Here is a 15,775-nt window from a genome sequence, read left to right on the forward strand (position 1 = left end):
GCCGTGAAACATGGCTGCAATGTGATTTTCCGGGGGCTTGACAGGAGGTGCCGGCCGCACCTTCAGGGCGCTGTGCACAACCCGCCGCCGCGATCCGCCCCGCTGGCGCCTGAAGCAGCCGATCGGCGCGCCGTTGTCAAGCGCGCGGCGCGGCGGCGGCCTCGCTATCATCGCGCCGATGATGGAGTTCCGATGACCGCCGCGTCCCCCTCCGACGGCACGGCCGCACCGCCCGCCCTGGCCGCCTTCCTGCGCGGCATCGAACGCCGTGCCGCGGTGCTGGCCGAGTTGCAGAGCGGCAGCGTCGAACGCGGCGCGCCGGCGCTGGCCGCGGCGATGCGCGCGTTCCGCAGCCATGCCGCAAGCTTGCCGATGGCCGACTGGCCGCTGCACTTCTGGAAGCTGCTCGCTGCCGTGCCGTCGCTGCGCCAGGGCGCGACCGCGGCCGGCAGCGGCTGGCCCGCGCCGCTGGCGCACCTGGGCGAGCTGGGGGCGGCCGACCGCCTGGCGCTGCTGCTGCGGATCGTGGCCGGGCTGGACGAGCCGACCGCGGCGCAGGTGCTGAACCAATCCATCCAGGACTACCAGCAGGCGCTGGCGAGGGCTTGCCCGCGCGATGCCGGCGGGCGCCCGGACGCGGCCGGCTGGCGCGCGCTGGCCGAGGCCGCCCAGCAGCATCTGCGCGAGCTGCCGCTGCAACGGCTGCAGGCATTGGCGCAACTGCGCGACGCGGCCATCGCCGGCGCGGCGCCCACGCCTGCGGCGACGCCGGTGGCGCCGGCCGCGGTCCGTCCGCGCCGTCGCGGCCTGACCCGGTCGCGGCTGGCGGCGGCTGTCATCGTACTAGTGGTCCTGGCCCTGCTGGGGACGCTGTGGTGGGGGCGGACGTCGTCGCGGCCTGCGGCGGCAGGGACCGGGTCGAGCCTGGCGCTGGGCGATACCGGGCCGGTGCAGGTGGAGGAGCTGCCGGCCGAGTCGGATGCATCCACCGCGCCGCCGGTTCCGGCCGCGCCGCCGGCGCCGCTGCCGGAACCGGCGGTCTACGACCTGGACTTCTTCGCCTGGTACGCGGCCGGCGCGCCACCGGCGCGGATCGAGCACAGCGCGCCGAGCGCGGAGGACATCGCCGAAGCCGCCGCGGCCCAACCGGCCACCGGCATCGTCGCCCCGGCGGCGCCAGCCGCTGCGGCCAGTCCGCCGCCGGCGCTGACCCCGGCGCAGCTGCGCCAGCGCCAGGCCGCCTGGGAGGCGCTGGACGCCCCGGTGCAGGCGCGCCTGCGCCAGGTCGCCGGCGCTTTCGCCGGCTTGCCGGTGGAGCAGCAGCACACGCTGCGCGCGCAATTCGCCGCACTGGATGCGCTGGAACGCCACGGCTGGTTGCTGGGCCCGGAACTGGGCAGCGAATACTGGGCGTTGCAGCCGCTGTTCGGCTACGTGCCCGACGCGCAGCGTGCGGCGCTGCTGGGCCTGCTGCGCACGTTGCCGGCCGAGCAACGCGAGCACCTGGCGTTGTTGTCGCAGCGCACCCCGCCACAGGAGCGCGCGGCGCTGCGCCGCGAGTTGCTGGCGCAAGGCGCGGACAGCCGCGCGGTGTGGCTCCGCCAGCGCGCCGCACGCTGAGCGCAGCATCCGCCGCTCTCCGCTCTCCGCTCTCCGCTCTCCGAGTCCCGAGTCCCGAGTCCCGAGTCCCGAAAAAGCCCGCGCACAGGGTAAACTGCCGCCCCTCCGCCACCCGGCGCCGGCGCTTTCCTTCCGCGCGGCCGCAGTCGGCGGGATCGCCAGAGTCTTGCAATGTCTTCGTCCTCCACCCCGGCGTCGGTCCGGGGCCGCGAACTGCGCACCACCGCGCAGCTCGCCCTGCCGCTGGTCCTGGGGCACATCTCCGCCGGCCTGATCAGCTTCGTCGACAACGTGATCGCCGGGCACCACGGCACCCGCACGCTGGCCTCGGTGACGGTCGGCACCGCGCTGCTGTGGCTGCCGATGATGATTCCGATCGGCACCCTGATCGCCTTGACCGCGTCGGTGTCGCAACTCGACGGCGGCAAGCGCCACGCGCAGATCGGGCCGATGTTCCGCCAGGCGCTGTGGCTGTCGCTGGGCCTGGGCGCGCTGATGTTCGCGTTCCTGAGCGTGATGCCGATGGCGTTGCCGCAACTGGGCATCGCCGCGGAGATCGTGCCCGGCGCGCGCGATTTCCTGCACGCGATCCGCTGGGGCGTGCCGGCGATGGTGCTGTACTTCTGCATGCGCTATCTCAGCGAGGGCATGCACTGGACGCTGCCGACCATGCTGCTCGGCTTCGGCGGGCTGCTGGTACTGGCGCCGCTGGGCTACGTGCTGACCTTCGGCCTGTTCGGGCTGCGCGAACGCGGCGCCGGCGGGTTGGGCATGGCCTCGGCGATCATGATGTGGCTGCAGGCGCTGTGTTTCGCCATCTACCTGGCGCGCTCCAGGCGCTTCGCGCCGCTGCGCCTGTTCGCGAGCTTCGAGGCGCCGGACCTGCGCGCGATCGGCGGGCTGCTGAAGACCGGGCTGCCGATCGGCATCACCATCCTGATGGAGGGCGGGCTGTTCATCGTCACCGCGCTGCTGATCGCGCGGCTGGGCGAAGTGCCGGCGGCCGCGCACCAGATCGCGATCAACGTGGCGCAGCTGTGCTTCATGGTGCCGATGGGCGTGGCCGAGGCGACCACGGTGCGGGTCGGGCGTGCCGCCGGCGGCGGCGATGCGGTGGGCGTGCGCGGCGCGGCCAGGGCCGGCTATACGATCGTGCTCGGCACCCAGGCGCTGTCGGCGCTGGTGCTGCTGTTCGGCCACGACGCCATCGTCGGCGTCTACACCCGCGACATCGCGGTGGCCGGGCTGGCCTCCACGCTGCTGCTGTACGCGGCCGCGTTCCAGTTCCCCGACGGGGTGCAGGTGCTGTCAGCCGGCGCGCTGCGCGGGCTCAAGGACACCCGCGTGCCGATGCTGCTCGCGCTGTGTTCCTACTGGGGCCTGGGCATGCCGCTGGGCGCCGGGCTCGGCCTGTGGCTGGGCTGGGGGCCGCAGGGCATGTGGATCGGGCTGATCCTGGGCCTGACCGCGGCGGCGGTGATGATGGCCGCGCGCTTCCGCCTCAGCAGCGGGCGCCTGCTCGCCGCCGCGGTTGCCTGACCCCTGACTTCAGGCGCATGTGCGGCGCCGGCACAGCCGGTATGCTGCACGCGCGCAAGACGCCTTCCTTCCGGAGTTTTCCATGAACCAACCCGTGCGTCGCAGCCCCATCGCCAGCTTCTTCGTTGGCCTATGGGATGTGATGAACTTCACCCGCCGGCTGATCCTGAACCTGGTGTTCTTCGGCTTCCTGCTGCTGCTCCTGCTGGCGATCGTGTTCGCGATGGCGCGCGGCGACGGCGCCAAGACGCTGCGCGACCGCACCACGCTGCTGATCGCGCCGGAGGGCACCCTGGTCGAGCAGTTCAGCGCCGATCCGGTCAGCCGCGCGCTGACCAAGGCGATGGGCGACAAGGGCGCCGAGGAGATCCAGTTGCGCGACCTGATCCGCGCGCTGGAAGCGGCCAAGACCGATCCGAAGATCGAGCGCGTGGCGCTGCGCCTGGACAAGCTGCAGCCCAGCGGCTTCGCCTCGATGCGCGAAGTGGTCGCGGCGCTGCAGGACCTGCGCTCGTCCGGCAAGCAGGTCGTGGCCTACAGCGACAGCCTGAGCCAGGCCCAGTACCTGCTGGCCGCGCAGGCCAACGAGGTCTACCTGGACCCGATGGGCTCGGTGGTGCTGGAAGGCCTGGGCCGCTATCGCCAGTATTTCCGCGAAGGCCTGCAGGACAAGCTCGGCGTGGACGTGCACCTGTTCAAGGTCGGCGAGTTCAAGTCCGCGGCCGAGCCGTACGTGCTCGACGCGGCCTCGCCGGCGTCGAAGGAAGCCGACCTGTTCTGGATGAACGACGTGTGGCAGCGCTACGTGGCCGACATCGCCAAGGCGCGCAAGCTGGCGCCCGAGCAGATCTCCGCCGGCATCGACACGATGCCCGAAGGCATCGCCGCGGCCGGCGGCGACATGGCCAAGTTCGCGCTGCAGCAGAAGCTGGTGGACGGCCTGAAGACCCGCGAGGAGGTCGAGGAGCTGCTGACCAAGCGCGGCGTCGCCGACGACGACGCCGACAGCGGTTTCCGCAACGTCAACCTGGATGCCTACCTGCAGCAGCTGGACCTGCGCCGTTCGCCGGTGGATTCGCGGCCGCAGGTGGCGGTGGTGGTCGCCGCGGGCGAGATCAGCGGCGGCGAGCAGCCGGCCGGGCGCATCGGCGGCGAGTCGACCGCGGCGCTGCTGCGCGAGGCGCGCGACGACGAGGCGGTCAAGGCGGTGGTGCTGCGGGTGGATTCGCCCGGCGGCGAAGTGTTCGCCTCCGAGCAGATCCGCCGCGAGGTGGTGGCGCTGAAGGCGGCCGGCAAGCCGGTGGTGGTGTCGATGGGCGACCTGGCCGCGTCCGGCGGCTACTGGATCAGCATGAACGCCGATCGCATCTACGCCGATCCCTCGACGATCACCGGCTCGATCGGCATCTTCGGCATGATCCCCAACCTGACCCGCAGCCTGGACAAGATCGGCGTGCATACCGACGGCGTCGGCACCACCCGGTTCGCCGGCGCGTTCGACGTCACCCGGCCGATGGACCCGGTGGTGGGGCAGGTGATCCAGTCGGTGATCAACAAGGGCTACGCCGACTTCACCGGCAAGGTCGCGCAGGCGCGCGGCAAGCCGGTGGAGGCGATCGACCAGGTCGCGCGCGGCCGCGTGTGGAGTGGTGCGCAGGCGAAGGAACGCGGCCTGGTGGACGCGTTCGGCGGCTTCAAGGACGCGGTGGCCGATGCCGCCGCGCGGGCCAAGCTGGGCGACCGCGACAAGTACCGCGTGCGCTACATCGAGAAGCCGGCCACGCCGTTCGCGCAGTTCGTCAGCGGCTTCGCCGGCAGTCGCATGGGCGCGTGGATGCTGGGCGACTCGGCACTGGCGCACGCTGTGCTCGCGCGCAGCATGCCCGAGCTGGATACCCAGCTGCGCTTCGTGCAGGACGCGACCGACAAGCGCGACGGGACGCCGGTCAAGGCGCTGGCCTATTGCTTCTGCGGCTTCTGATGCAGGCCTGATGCAGGCGCGTCCGCCACTGGCGGGCGCGCTGCAAGCAACGACGAACGCCGGCCGATGCCGGCGTTTTTCATTGCCCGGTGGCGGCGTCGATCGCCGCGTTCTGCGCGGCCGCGGCCTGCCCGGTGCCGGCCGCCGCCTGCCTGGCGCGGTCCAGTGGCTGCGCGATCGCCGCGCGCAACGCGCCGGCCTGCGGTTCGGGCGGCTTGTCCGGCGGCTTCGGCGGCGCCGGCTTGCAGGCGGCCAACGCGGCCAGCAGCGACAGTCCCAACGTCATCAAGCGCAGTGAACCGGTCATGGCAGCGACCTCGTTGAGCGTGGGCGTTATCCTACGTCCACCCCGGTGCAGACAGGCAAGGCGATGCAGCAACGTTGGCGGCTGGACGGACAGACCGCATTGATCACCGGCGCCAGCGCCGGCATCGGCCTGGCGATCGCGCGCGAACTGCTCGGCTTCGGCGCCGAGCTGCTGCTGGTGGCGCGCGACATCGATGCGCTGGAAGCGGCGCGCGACGAACTGGCCGATGCCCACCCGGAGCGCCGCATCCTGGCGCTGGCCGCGGACGTGGCCGACGACGAGGACCGCCGCGAGATCCTGGACTGGGTCGAGGACCATGCCGACGGCCTGCACCTGTTGATCAACAACGCCGGCGGCAACCTGAGCAAGGCCGCGGTGGACTACACCGAAGACGAGTGGCGCGGCATCTTCGAGACCAACCTGTTTTCGGCGTTCGAACTGTCGCGCTATGCGCATCCGCTGCTGGCGCGACACGCGGCCGCGGCGATCGTCAACGTCGGCAGCGTGTCCGGGCTGACCCATGTGCGCAGCGGCGCGCCCTACGGCATGACCAAGGCCGCGCTGCACCAGCTGACCCGCAACCTCGCCGCCGAATGGGCCGAGGACGGGATCCGGGTCAATGCGGTGGCGCCGTGGTACATCCGCACCCGCCGCACCTCCGGGCCGTTGTCGGATCCGGACTACTACGAGCAGGTGATCGAGCGCACGCCGATGCGCCGGATCGGCGAGCCGGAGGAAGTGGCGGCCGCGGTCGGTTTCCTGTGCCTGCCGGCGGCCAGCTACATCACCGGCGAATGCATCGCGGTGGACGGCGGGTTCTTGCGTTACGGGTTTTAGGGTAACGGCCCTGCCTGCGCAGCGCGGCAGCGGCGTCTGGCCCTGGTCTCTCCCGGCCGCGGCTGAAGCCGGCATCTACACAAGCGACGCGGCGTGCGCCCTCAACCGAAGCCGTGGGTGATCCGCGGCGAACTGGCGCCGCTGCCGCCGGCGTCGTAGTCGGCGTAGGGGTCGTGTTCGCCGCTGGAGCCCTCGGACAGGCGGAACTTCAGCGCCAGGCCGTCGCGCGAGTCGGCCGCGCGCAGCGCTTCCTCCTGCTCGATCTGGCCCTGCTTGACCATCCGGAACAGGCACTGGTCGAAGGTTTCCATGCCTTCCTCCAGCGATTCCTCCATCGCCTGCTTGATCTCGTGGACCTGGCCGCGGCGCAGCAGGTCGCGGATCATCGGCGTGTTCAGCAGCACCTCGGTGGCCGGGCGGCGGCGCTCGTTCCTGTCCTTGACCAGGCGTTGCGAGACCACCGCGCGCAGGTTCAGCGCCAGGTTCATCAGCACGTTCTTGTGCGCGCTTTCCGGGAAGAAGTTGAGGATGCGCTCGATGGTCTGGTCGGCGTTGTTGGAGTGCAGCGTGGCCAGGCACAGGTGGCCGGTCTCGGCGAAGGCGATCGCCGCCTCCATCGTCGTCGCGTCCAGGATCTCGCCGATCAGGATCACGTCCGGCGCCTCGCGCATCGCGTTCTTCAGCGCGTTGTGGAAGGCGTGGGTGTCCAGGCCGACCTCGCGCTGGTTGACGATCGACATCTTGTGCTTGTGCAGGTATTCGATCGGGTCCTCGATGGTGAGGATGTGCCCGGTGGTGGTGCTGTTGCGGTGGTCGATCATCGACGCCAGCGAGGTGGACTTGCCGGAGCCGGTGGAGCCGACCACCAGGACCAGCCCGCGCGGGGTCATGATCACGTCCTTCAGCACCTGCGGCAGGTGCAGCTCCTCGATGCTGGGAATCTTGCTGCGGATCGCGCGGATCACCATGCCGACCTCGCCGCGCTGCTTGAACACGTTGACCCGGAAGCGCCCGGCGTCCTGCAGCGCGATGGCCATGTTCAGCTCCAGCTCGCGCTCGAACTGCGGCACCTGGCCCTCGTCCATCAGCGAATAGGCGATCTTCTTGACCATCCCTGGCGGCAGGCCGGTGGCGCCGAGCGGGTACAGCTTGCCTTCGATCTTGATATAGACCGGTGCTCCCGTGGTCAGGAACATGTCCGAGGCGTTCTTTTCGGTCATCAGCTTCAGGAAGTAGCCGATATCCATGCGCAATGGTTCCCCAACAATCTGCGGCCGCCCGTTGCAAGCGCGCCACAGGCTTCCGACAATGGCCGCGCTCGACGTCTCCGCCTACGGCCCCCCTTGATGAAAACTAGCTTCGCACAAATCCGTTGCCCGCAGTATGTGATGGCGTGCGCATTGGCGCTGTTTGCCTCGCCTGTCGCCTTTGCCCAGGTCGCCTCGCCGGAACTGCAGACCGCGCAGCAGGCGGTGCAGCGCGCGATCCAGGCCGATGCCGACCAATACGCCCCGGACCTGATCGCCACCGCCCGCCAGGGCCTGGAACAGGCGCAGCAGGCGGCGCTGGACCGCCGCCAACGCAAGACCGCGCCGCAGCTGGCGCTGCGCGTGGCGGCCGATGCCGACCTGGCGCGGGTGCGCAGCGAGGAGGCGGTGGCGAACGCGCAACTCAAGCAACGCAAGGCCGAGGTGGCCGAGCTGGAGCGCAGCTTGAACACCGGGGAGGGCCGTCCATGAGCCGCCGCCTGGGCATGGCCGGCCGCCTGGCCGCGCTGCTGTTGCTGGTCGCGCCGCTGGCCGCGTTCGCCGCCGACGATCCGGAGCTGGCGGTCCTGAACCAGCGCTTGGTCGCGCTGCAGGCCGATCCGCTGAGCGCCGACCTGGCCGCCTACGAGCGGCTGCAGGCGCAGCAGGCGGTCGCCGCGTTCGCTGCGGCCAAGCGCAAGGAGCAGGACGAGGCGCGCTATCTCGCCGAGCGCCGCGTCGAGATCGCCGAGACCGCCATGCGCGCGGCCTTGGCGCGGCGCCAGGTCGACCAGTTGGAGAAGACCCGCAGCGACCTGCTGGTCGAGGCCAGCCGCCGCGAGGCCGCGCGCGCGCGCCAGGAAGCCGAGCGGCTGCGGGTGCAGGCGCAGATCCAGGCCGAAGAGGCCGAAAGCCTGCGCCAGGCCGCCGAGGCCGAACAGCAGGCGCGGCAGGACGCCGAGCAGGCGCTGACCAATGTGGCCGGGCAGCAGACCGCCAAGCTCAGCGCCGCGCAGCAGAAGTCGGCCAAGCTGGCGCGCGAGGAGGCCGAGCTGGTCGCCGGGGCCAAGCTGCCGGCGTCGCGCTTCGAGCCGCGCGGAGAGGTCTTCACCGTCACCGGCAGCGCCTTCGCGGCAGGCAAGGCGGCGCTGTCGGCCGATGCCGCCGGCCAGGCCAAGGCGCTGGCGCAGTATCTGCAGATCGGCGCCAAGGGCCGGGTGCGGATCGAGGCCTACGACGCCGATGCCGGCGTGGCGCAGAAGCGTGCCGACGCGCTGCGCTATGCGCTGGTCGGCGGCGGCGTCGCCGCGAGCCGCTTGCAGGCGGTGGGCAAGAAGGCGCCGGCGACCAAGGCGCGTGCCGCCGAGGTGGTGATCGCGCCCTGAGCGGGGGCTGGCCGTTACCGGGCCTGGAGCCCGTTTAACGCGGTTTTTCTCTGGGCCTGAGCCGCAAGCAACTGAATGCGGAAAGCGCGCGCTGCTGCTCTTGCCGGAACTGGTGGGGAGGCGTAGGGTCGAACTCCCAGGCGACACACCGTCGTCTGGTTCCACGGAGACCCCGGGCCGATGAAGCAGTGGCACGTACCGCAGCGAGACGTTCCAAGGGCGGCAGGCCCGGGCGTTGCGGTGGAGTGGCTGGCGACCCGCGCGACTCCGCTCCCAGGCAACGCCCCGTGCCGTTCCGGCCGGGGCGTTCTTGTTTCCAGCTGAAGGAGGCTATTCCATGTTCGAAGGGCAACCGCAGACCGAAATCGACGCGCTGATCAAGTCCGATCCCGAGTTCAAGCAGCTCTACCAACGCCACAAGACCCTGGACAAGAAGTGCATGGACGCCGAGCTCGGCGTGCTGCCGATCGACGATCTCACCCTGTCGCAGATGAAGCGCGAAAAGCTCGCGGCCAAGGAAAAGCTGTTGCGGCTCTACGACGAGCAACAGAAGCCTCACTGATCCTGCTCTCCCACGACAAGCGTTCAATTGTCGCGGGCGGTGGCCGGCCTCCTCGTCGGCTTGCCACCGTCCGCGTCATCTCCCTCCCCGAAGCCGCGATCGCGGCTTTTTTCGTGCTGGTTCCGCGCTTTGTCTGACATTCCGGCGCATACCGCGGATAATGACCGGTCCAGCCGCTATGACGGCGCGATGCATCCGGACGCGATGGCCATTCACTCTTCCGTACTCGACCTGATCGGCGACACCCCGATCGTCAAGGCCAGCAAGCTCGACACTGGCGTGTGCGAGCTGTACCTGAAGCTGGAAAGCGCCAATCCCGGCGGCTCGATCAAGGACCGCATCGGCCTGTCGATGATCGAGGCGGCCGAGCGCCGCGGCGAGCTGAAGCCCGGCGCGGTACTGGTCGAGGGCACCGCCGGCAATACCGGCATCGGTCTGGCCCTGGTCGCCCAGCAGAAGGGCTACAAGCTGATCCTGGTGGTGCCGGACAAGATGAGCCGGGAGAAGATCTTCAACCTCAAGGCGATGGGCGCCGAGGTGGTGCTGACCCGCTCGGACGTGGCCAAGGGCCATCCCGAGTACTACCAGGACCTGGCCGCGCGCCTCGCCGCCGAGACGCCCGGGGCCTACTTCGTCAACCAGTTCGGCAACCCCGACAACCCGGCCGCGCACGAGTTCGGCACCGGGCCGGAGATCCTGCGGCAGATGGACGGCAAGCTGGACGCGATCGTGTTCGGCTGCGGCAGCTCCGGCACCATGACCGGGCTGTCGCGCGCGTTCGCCGCCGCCTCGCCGCACACCGAACTGGTGCTGGCCGACCCGGTCGGTTCGATCCTGACCGAGTACATCGAGCAGGGCACGGTCAGCGAGAAGTCCGGCAGCTGGCTGGTGGAGGGCATCGGCGAGGACTTCCTGCCCGACATCTCCGATTTCTCGCGGGTCAAGAAAGCCTATTCGATCAGCGACGCCGAGAGCTTCCATACCGCGCGCGAACTGCTGGCCAAGGAGGGCATCCTCGGCGGCTCCTCGACCGGCACCCTGCTGGCCGCCGCGCTCAAGTACTGCCGCGCGCAGACCGAGCCCAAGCGCGTGCTGGTGTTCGTCTGTGACACCGGCAACAAGTACCTGTCGAAGATGTACAACGACTACTGGATGCTGGACAACGGCTTCCTGGAGCGCCCGCAGCACGGCGACCTGCGCGACCTGATCCTGCGCCCGTACAGCCAGCGCGACACCGTGGTGGTCGGCCCCAACGACCTGCTGACCACCGCCTACCAGCGCATGAAGCTGTACGACGTGTCGCAGCTGCCGGTGATGGATGGCGATCAACTGGTCGGCATCGTCGACGAAAGCGACGTCTTGTTGCACGTTTATGGCGACGAGGCACGGTTTCGCGACCCGGTCTCCACGGCCATGGTCAGCAAGCTCGACCGGCTCGACGTGAAATCGCCGATCGAAGCGCTGCTGCCGGTGTTCGACCGCGGCCAGGTCGCCATCGTCATGAACGATGGCGCCTTCCTCGGCCTGATCACCCGCATCGACCTGCTCAACTACCTGCGCCGCCGTGTGCAGTGACGGTCCTGCATGAACGGCCCGATGCATGGGGCCGTTCAGACCTCGCTGCTAGAATCACGCCCCTTCTCCGGGAACCCCTCATGACGGACCACACGTCCAAACCCAATGGCGACGGCCCTGCGCTGTCGCTGGCGACCCTGGCGATCCATGGCGGCCAGCATCCGGACCCGTCCACGGGCGCGGTGATGCCGCCGATCTATGCGACCTCCACCTACGCCCAGTCCAGCCCCGGCGAACACCAGGGCTTCGAGTACTCGCGTACCCACAATCCGACCCGTTTCGCCTACGAGCGCTGCGTGGCCGCGCTGGAAGGCGGCACCCGCGGATTCGCCTTCGCCTCGGGCATGGCCGCCACCTCCACGGTGATGGAGCTGCTGGACAGCGGCAGCCACGTGGTGGCGATGGACGACCTGTACGGCGGCAGCTACCGCCTGTTCGAGCGCGTGCGCCGCCGCAGCGCCGCCCTCGACTTCAGCTTCGTCGACCTGACCGATCCGGCCGCATTCGAAGCGGCGATCGGGCCCAAGACCAGGATGGTATGGGTCGAGACCCCGACCAACCCGATGCTGAAGATCGTCGATATCGCCGCGATCGCCGCGATCGCGCGCAAGCATGGCCTGCTGGTGGTGGTGGACAACACCTTCGCCTCGCCGATGCTGCAGCGTCCGCTGGAACTGGGCGCCGACATCGTCGTGCACTCGGCGACCAAGTACCTCAACGGCCACTCCGACATGGTCGGCGGCATCGCTGTGGTCGGCGCCAACGCCGAGCTGGCCGAGCAACTGGCGTTCCTGCAGAACTCGGTGGGCGGCGTGCAGGGCCCGTTCGACAGCTTCCTGGCGCTGCGCGGGCTCAAGACCCTGCCGCTGCGCATGCGCGCGCATTGCGCCAATGCGCTGCAGCTGGCGCAGTGGCTGGACACCCATCCGGCGATCGACAAGGTGATCTACCCCGGCCTGGCGGCGCATCCGCAGCACGCCCTGGCGCAGCGGCAGATGTCCGGCTTCGGCGGCATCGTCTCGATCGTGCTCAAGGGCGGCTTTGACGCTGCCAAGCGTTTCTGCGAACGCACCGAACTGTTCACCCTGGCCGAATCGCTGGGCGGCGTGGAAAGCCTGGTCAACCACCCGGCAGTGATGACCCATGCCTCGGTGCCGGTGGAACGGCGCGCCAAGCTCGGCATCAGCGATGCGCTGGTGCGGTTGAGCGTTGGGGTGGAGGATGTGGGGGATTTGCGCAGTGACTTAGGATGCGCGCTAGAGGCGGCTGGACAATGACTGTACGTTTTGTCATTGGCTGGGTCAGCCCCCGGTCGTCGGAAGGCGCTGGCGGAAAATCGTGATTCTGCGCGACCCGATAGGGGCGTCAGGAATGATGGGGGGCATGCTGCGCATGCTGCCGCCGCGGCTTCGCACTTATCTTTCGGCTCAGCGTGCTCGTTGCTTTTCCAGTCGATTCCAATTTGCGCGTACGCCAGCGTGGCGGCTGGTGGAAGACGAGTTCGTATGGGAGCGAGGTGCGAGTCAGGCACTGCCAGGCTTCAACTTGTTTGGATACCTGCGCGGCGAGTTTGGCTTGGGTGAAGTGGCGCGCGCTTATGCTCGTGCGGCGATGCTATCGGGTATTCCGCTGTCTCTTGTCGATGTCGATCTTCAGACGCTGCATTCGCGCAAAGACCAGCGATTGCAGGCTTTTCTGGAGCAGCGACCGTTGCAGCATGCAATTGACGTGGTATTCGTCAATCCCGACAACTTCGGCAGGGCGCTGCAGCAACCCGTTCCTAGGGCTGGTGTGCGGCAGAATCTCCTGGCCTTTTGGTTCTGGGAGCTGCCGCTTGTGCCTGAGGCTTGGTCGGCCGTGATAGATGGGGTAGATGAAATCCTGGTTGCGAGCGAATACATCGCCCATGCATTTCGTCAGCGAACTGACAAACCGGTGACGAAAATCCCGTACCCATTGTTCCGGCCTCGCCCTAGCGCGTTGCGGCGATCCGACTTCGGTCTTCCTGTCGAGCCATTCCTATTCCTTGTGTCATTCGATTTCAATTCATCGATTCAACGCAAGAATCCCGCCGCTGCGATTGCTGCATTCCAACGGGCGTTTCCCCCTGAGCGGAAAGATGTTGCGCTGCTTGTCAAATCTAGCGGCGGCCATCTTAATGCGGCTGGCCTGGCTCATCTTGTGGCGCTCGCCAGCGAAGATTCGCGCATCTTCATCCGCGACGATGTGCTGCCGGTTGCCCATGTTCACGCGCTCCAAGCCTGCTGCGATGCCTATGTGTCGCTTCATCGAGCCGAAGGGTTGGGTTTGGGGCTGGCCGAATGCATGAGTCTGGGCAAGCCGGTAATCGCGACGAGGTGGTCTGGCAATCTGGAATTCATGGCCGGTGACGATGCTTTGTTGGTCGATTATCAGTTGGTCCCGGTGCCAGCTGATGCTTATCCGTTCGCTGACGGACAGCACTGGGCTGAGCCTGATATCGAACATGCCGCAGCGCTTATGCGACGTTTGGCCGATGATCGGACGGCGGCGGCGGCGCTTGGGGCCGTCGCTTCTACCCACGTACACTCCGTTCTGTCTGTGGATCGTAGCGCCGCTGTACTGGCCGAGTGCCTGCATCGGATAACGAAGAAAGATGAAGATGGGGCGTTTCCTTATCCAGGAGCTATGTGGTGAATATGTTGCAGTCGATTTGGGCTTACCGGTATTTTATTTTCACGTCCATAAAAAACGAGCTGAAGGCACGTTTTGTGCGTAGCAAGTTGGGCGGAGTCTGGATGATCATTCACCCCCTGATGCAGGTGTTGATTTATGCGGTCATCCTCTCCGAGGTGTTGTCGGCAAAGCTGCAGGGTGTTACCAGCAAGTATGGATACGCGCTCTACCTGCTCGCCGGAATGCTTTTCTGGACGTTGTTCTCCGAAACGGTTGGCAAGTGCCTGACACTGTTCGTGGATAACGGGAATCTGATGCGCAAGATCGCTTTCCCGCGCATTTGCTTGCCAATCATCGCGGCAGGTACCGCCTTAGTGAACAATCTGTTGCTGGCGGTTGCGATTTTCTGTGTCTTCGCGGTTCTAGGGCACTTTCCCGGAGGTCAAATCATATGGTTGCCCGTGCTGATGCTATTGACCCTGATCTTGGCCATGGGAATTGGCATCTTTCTGGGGGTTCTCAATGTGTTCATGCGTGACATAGGGCAGGTTGTTCCGGTCGTGCTCAATGCTCTGTTCTGGCTTACGCCGATCGTTTACAATCTCAACGCTCTACCTCAGCAATTCCAAAATTGGTTCGGTCTGAATCCTCTTTATGGCCTTGTCACCAGCTATCAGGCGATCCTGGTATACGGCACTCCCCCGCTGTGGCCTGTGCTGGGGCGTCTGCTGATCGGGGCGCTAGTGGTTTCTGTGCTTGCGATGCTGGCATTCCGTCGCTCGAGCGCTGAAATGGTGGATGCACTATGAGTCCGCGACTTGTAGTTGAGGGGGTCGGCAAGCGTTTCGTGCGCTGGCACAGCGAGTTTCTGCGCGTCCTCTCATGGTTTGGTCTTCCATTGAAGCCGTCCGAAGAGCATTGGGTCCTGCGCGGTGTCACCTTCTCTGTCAGGCCTGGCGAGAGCGTCGGTATCGTCGGGCAGAACGGCGCTGGCAAAAGCACGCTGCTCAAGCTCATCACTGGGACATCGCGGCCAACCATCGGCAAGATCACCCAGACCGGTAGCGTTGCAGCAATTCTTGAGCTCGGTATGGGCTTCAACCCGGATCTGACAGGTCGCCAGAACGTCTTCCATGCGGCGGGCCTGATGGGCCACTCGCAAGCAGCCATCGAGGGCGTCATCGACGAGATTGAAGACTTTGCGGAGATCGGTGACTATTTCGACGCTCCGGTGCGCACTTATTCCAGCGGCATGCAGATGCGGGTGGCGTTCAGTGTGGCAACCGCGTTCAAGCCGGATCTATTGATCGTTGACGAGGCGCTTTCCGTTGGTGACGCTTACTTTGTCCACAAGTGCTTCGACCGTATCAGGGACTATCGCGAGAACGGCACTAGCCTTCTGTTCGTTTCCCATGATCCAGGCGCGGTGCAGGCGTTGTGTGATCGTGCGATCCTGATCGAGGGCGGCAAGGTCGTGCTGGATTCGGATCCGAAGCGGGTCATCGACTACTACAACGCGCTGATTGCGATGAAGGAGAAGGGAGTGATTGCGGTAGAGGCCGATGGTAGTGGGCCGGCCCGTGTGGAGTCGGGCACGCAAGAGGCGGTGATCGAGGATGTACAGTTGCTGGATGCGGATGGCAAGCCGACCGAGTACATCGAGTCGGGGGCGATGGTGACGCTGCGCGTTAATGTACACGTCAATGTGCCTGTGGAGCAGCTGGTCTTCGGCTACATGCTGCGCGATCGGTTGGGGCAGGTGATCTTCGGTACAAATACGTACCATACAGAGCAAGTGCTCAGCTCCTTGGAGTCCGGCAGCAAGGTGACATATGAGGCACGTTTCGTTGCGAATCTAGGTCCGGGGACCTATTCCGTCTCGGTGGCCTTGACGGATACGCAGGATCATCTCGGACGGAATTATCAGTGGAAGGATACGGTGCTGGTATTCTCTGTGGCCAATGTGGATCACCCGTATTTCATTGGATGCAACTGGATGCAGCCGAGCATTACCGCTACGTTGGTAACGCGCTGAATTTGATGACTGCGTTGCCAATCGTTCTTTTA

Annotated in this window: 14 protein-coding genes; 12 read left to right on the top strand and 2 right to left on the bottom strand. The window is 67.1% G+C overall.

Annotated features, from left to right (window positions below; genetic code table 11):
* Nucleotides 1-192: 192 nt before the first annotated feature.
* The 3 genes from NRY95_03375 (at nucleotide 193) to sppA (ending at nucleotide 5,140) form a co-directional block, all read left to right on the top strand.
* Nucleotides 193-1,620, top strand: coding sequence for a hypothetical protein (locus NRY95_03375; GenBank protein UYC17025.1), 1,428 nt, complete (start codon nucleotides 193-195; stop codon nucleotides 1,618-1,620).
* 171 nt (nucleotides 1,621-1,791) lie between these two features.
* Nucleotides 1,792-3,159 (top strand): MATE family efflux transporter, encoded by a 1,368-nt coding sequence (locus tag NRY95_03380; GenBank protein ID UYC17026.1) that lies wholly within the window; start codon nucleotides 1,792-1,794, stop codon nucleotides 3,157-3,159.
* An 82-nt stretch (nucleotides 3,160-3,241) separates the two neighbouring features.
* Complete coding sequence (sppA, locus tag NRY95_03385; GenBank protein ID UYC17027.1) at nucleotides 3,242-5,140, top strand: signal peptide peptidase SppA; 1,899 nt, start codon at nucleotides 3,242-3,244, stop codon at nucleotides 5,138-5,140.
* Nucleotides 5,141-5,219: 79 nt separating this feature from the next.
* Here sppA and NRY95_03390 read toward each other — a convergent pair whose 3' ends face one another.
* Entirely contained in the window at nucleotides 5,220-5,447 is a 228-nt protein-coding gene (locus tag NRY95_03390) for a hypothetical protein (GenBank protein UYC17028.1), read from the bottom strand.
* Between the two features lie 63 nt (nucleotides 5,448-5,510).
* On the opposite strand from NRY95_03390, the gene NRY95_03395 reads away from it, so the two are divergent.
* Nucleotides 5,511-6,284, top strand: coding sequence for an SDR family oxidoreductase (locus tag NRY95_03395; protein UYC17029.1), 774 nt, complete (start codon nucleotides 5,511-5,513; stop codon nucleotides 6,282-6,284).
* A gap of 101 nt (nucleotides 6,285-6,385) precedes the next feature.
* Here the strand turns inward: NRY95_03395 and NRY95_03400 are convergent, their stop codons facing one another.
* Nucleotides 6,386-7,531: a PilT/PilU family type 4a pilus ATPase gene (locus NRY95_03400; protein UYC17030.1), complete on the bottom strand. Its 1,146-nt coding sequence runs from the start codon at nucleotides 7,529-7,531 to the stop codon at nucleotides 6,386-6,388.
* Between the two features lie 99 nt (nucleotides 7,532-7,630).
* Here NRY95_03400 and NRY95_03405 point away from each other — a divergent pair, with 99 nt between their 5' ends.
* From NRY95_03405 to NRY95_03440, 8 genes are all read left to right on the top strand, one after another.
* Nucleotides 7,631-8,023 carry a DUF4398 domain-containing protein gene (locus tag NRY95_03405; GenBank protein ID UYC17031.1) on the top strand — a complete coding sequence of 131 codons (393 nt, stop codon included), beginning with the start codon at nucleotides 7,631-7,633 and terminating at the stop codon, nucleotides 8,021-8,023.
* Nucleotides 8,020-8,916 carry a hypothetical protein gene (locus tag NRY95_03410; GenBank protein UYC17032.1) on the top strand — a complete coding sequence of 299 codons (897 nt, stop codon included), beginning with the start codon at nucleotides 8,020-8,022 and terminating at the stop codon, nucleotides 8,914-8,916. Before NRY95_03405 ends, NRY95_03410 begins: the two co-directional genes overlap by 4 nt.
* Nucleotides 8,917-9,253: 337 nt before the next feature.
* Nucleotides 9,254-9,478: a YdcH family protein gene (locus NRY95_03415; protein ID UYC17033.1), complete on the top strand. Its 225-nt coding sequence runs from the start codon at nucleotides 9,254-9,256 to the stop codon at nucleotides 9,476-9,478.
* A gap of 204 nt (nucleotides 9,479-9,682) precedes the next feature.
* On the top strand, nucleotides 9,683-11,053 hold the full coding sequence (locus NRY95_03420; GenBank protein ID UYC17034.1) for a pyridoxal-phosphate dependent enzyme: 1,371 nt from the start codon (nucleotides 9,683-9,685) through the stop codon (nucleotides 11,051-11,053).
* Between the two features lie 80 nt (nucleotides 11,054-11,133).
* Entirely contained in the window at nucleotides 11,134-12,330 is a 1,197-nt protein-coding gene (locus tag NRY95_03425; protein ID UYC17035.1) for a cystathionine gamma-synthase, read from the top strand.
* Nucleotides 12,331-12,436: 106 nt separating this feature from the next.
* Nucleotides 12,437-13,729, top strand: a complete 1,293-nt coding sequence (locus NRY95_03430; GenBank protein UYC17036.1) for a glycosyltransferase — start codon at nucleotides 12,437-12,439, stop codon at nucleotides 13,727-13,729.
* Nucleotides 13,730-13,731: 2 nt separating this feature from the next.
* Nucleotides 13,732-14,517, top strand: coding sequence for an ABC transporter permease (locus NRY95_03435; protein ID UYC18486.1), 786 nt, complete (start codon nucleotides 13,732-13,734; stop codon nucleotides 14,515-14,517).
* A complete protein-coding gene (locus tag NRY95_03440) occupies nucleotides 14,514-15,743 on the top strand; it encodes an ABC transporter ATP-binding protein (protein UYC17037.1) in 1,230 nt (409 codons plus the stop codon). Before NRY95_03435 ends, NRY95_03440 begins: the two co-directional genes overlap by 4 nt.
* The last annotated feature ends 32 nt before the right edge of the window (nucleotides 15,744-15,775 follow it).

It is taken from the genome of Xanthomonas campestris pv. phormiicola, assembly GCA_025666215.1.
Classification (GTDB): domain Bacteria; phylum Pseudomonadota; class Gammaproteobacteria; order Xanthomonadales; family Xanthomonadaceae; genus Xanthomonas_A; species Xanthomonas_A campestris_A.

Excerpts from the sequence above, each read along its gene's own strand:
- NRY95_03430 (UYC17036.1), top strand. The coding sequence starts at position 12,437 with ATGCTGCGCATGCTGCCGCCGCGGCTTCGCACTTATCTTTCGGCTCAG.
- NRY95_03405 (UYC17031.1), top strand. The coding sequence starts at position 7,631 with ATGAAAACTAGCTTCGCACAAATCCGTTGCCCGCAGTATGTGATGGCG.
- sppA (UYC17027.1), top strand. The coding sequence starts at position 3,242 with ATGAACCAACCCGTGCGTCGCAGCCCCATCGCCAGCTTCTTCGTTGGC.
- NRY95_03415 (UYC17033.1), top strand. The coding sequence starts at position 9,254 with ATGTTCGAAGGGCAACCGCAGACCGAAATCGACGCGCTGATCAAGTCC.
- NRY95_03440 (UYC17037.1), top strand. The coding sequence starts at position 14,514 with ATGAGTCCGCGACTTGTAGTTGAGGGGGTCGGCAAGCGTTTCGTGCGC.
- NRY95_03435 (UYC18486.1), top strand. The coding sequence starts at position 13,732 with ATGTTGCAGTCGATTTGGGCTTACCGGTATTTTATTTTCACGTCCATA.
- NRY95_03400 (UYC17030.1), bottom strand. The coding sequence starts at position 7,531 with ATGGATATCGGCTACTTCCTGAAGCTGATGACCGAAAAGAACGCCTCG.
- NRY95_03395 (UYC17029.1), top strand. The coding sequence starts at position 5,511 with ATGCAGCAACGTTGGCGGCTGGACGGACAGACCGCATTGATCACCGGC.
- NRY95_03420 (UYC17034.1), top strand. The coding sequence starts at position 9,683 with ATGGCCATTCACTCTTCCGTACTCGACCTGATCGGCGACACCCCGATC.
- NRY95_03390 (UYC17028.1), bottom strand. The coding sequence starts at position 5,447 with ATGACCGGTTCACTGCGCTTGATGACGTTGGGACTGTCGCTGCTGGCC.
- NRY95_03375 (UYC17025.1), top strand. The coding sequence starts at position 193 with ATGACCGCCGCGTCCCCCTCCGACGGCACGGCCGCACCGCCCGCCCTG.
- NRY95_03380 (UYC17026.1), top strand. The coding sequence starts at position 1,792 with ATGTCTTCGTCCTCCACCCCGGCGTCGGTCCGGGGCCGCGAACTGCGC.
- NRY95_03425 (UYC17035.1), top strand. The coding sequence starts at position 11,134 with ATGACGGACCACACGTCCAAACCCAATGGCGACGGCCCTGCGCTGTCG.
- NRY95_03410 (UYC17032.1), top strand. The coding sequence starts at position 8,020 with ATGAGCCGCCGCCTGGGCATGGCCGGCCGCCTGGCCGCGCTGCTGTTG.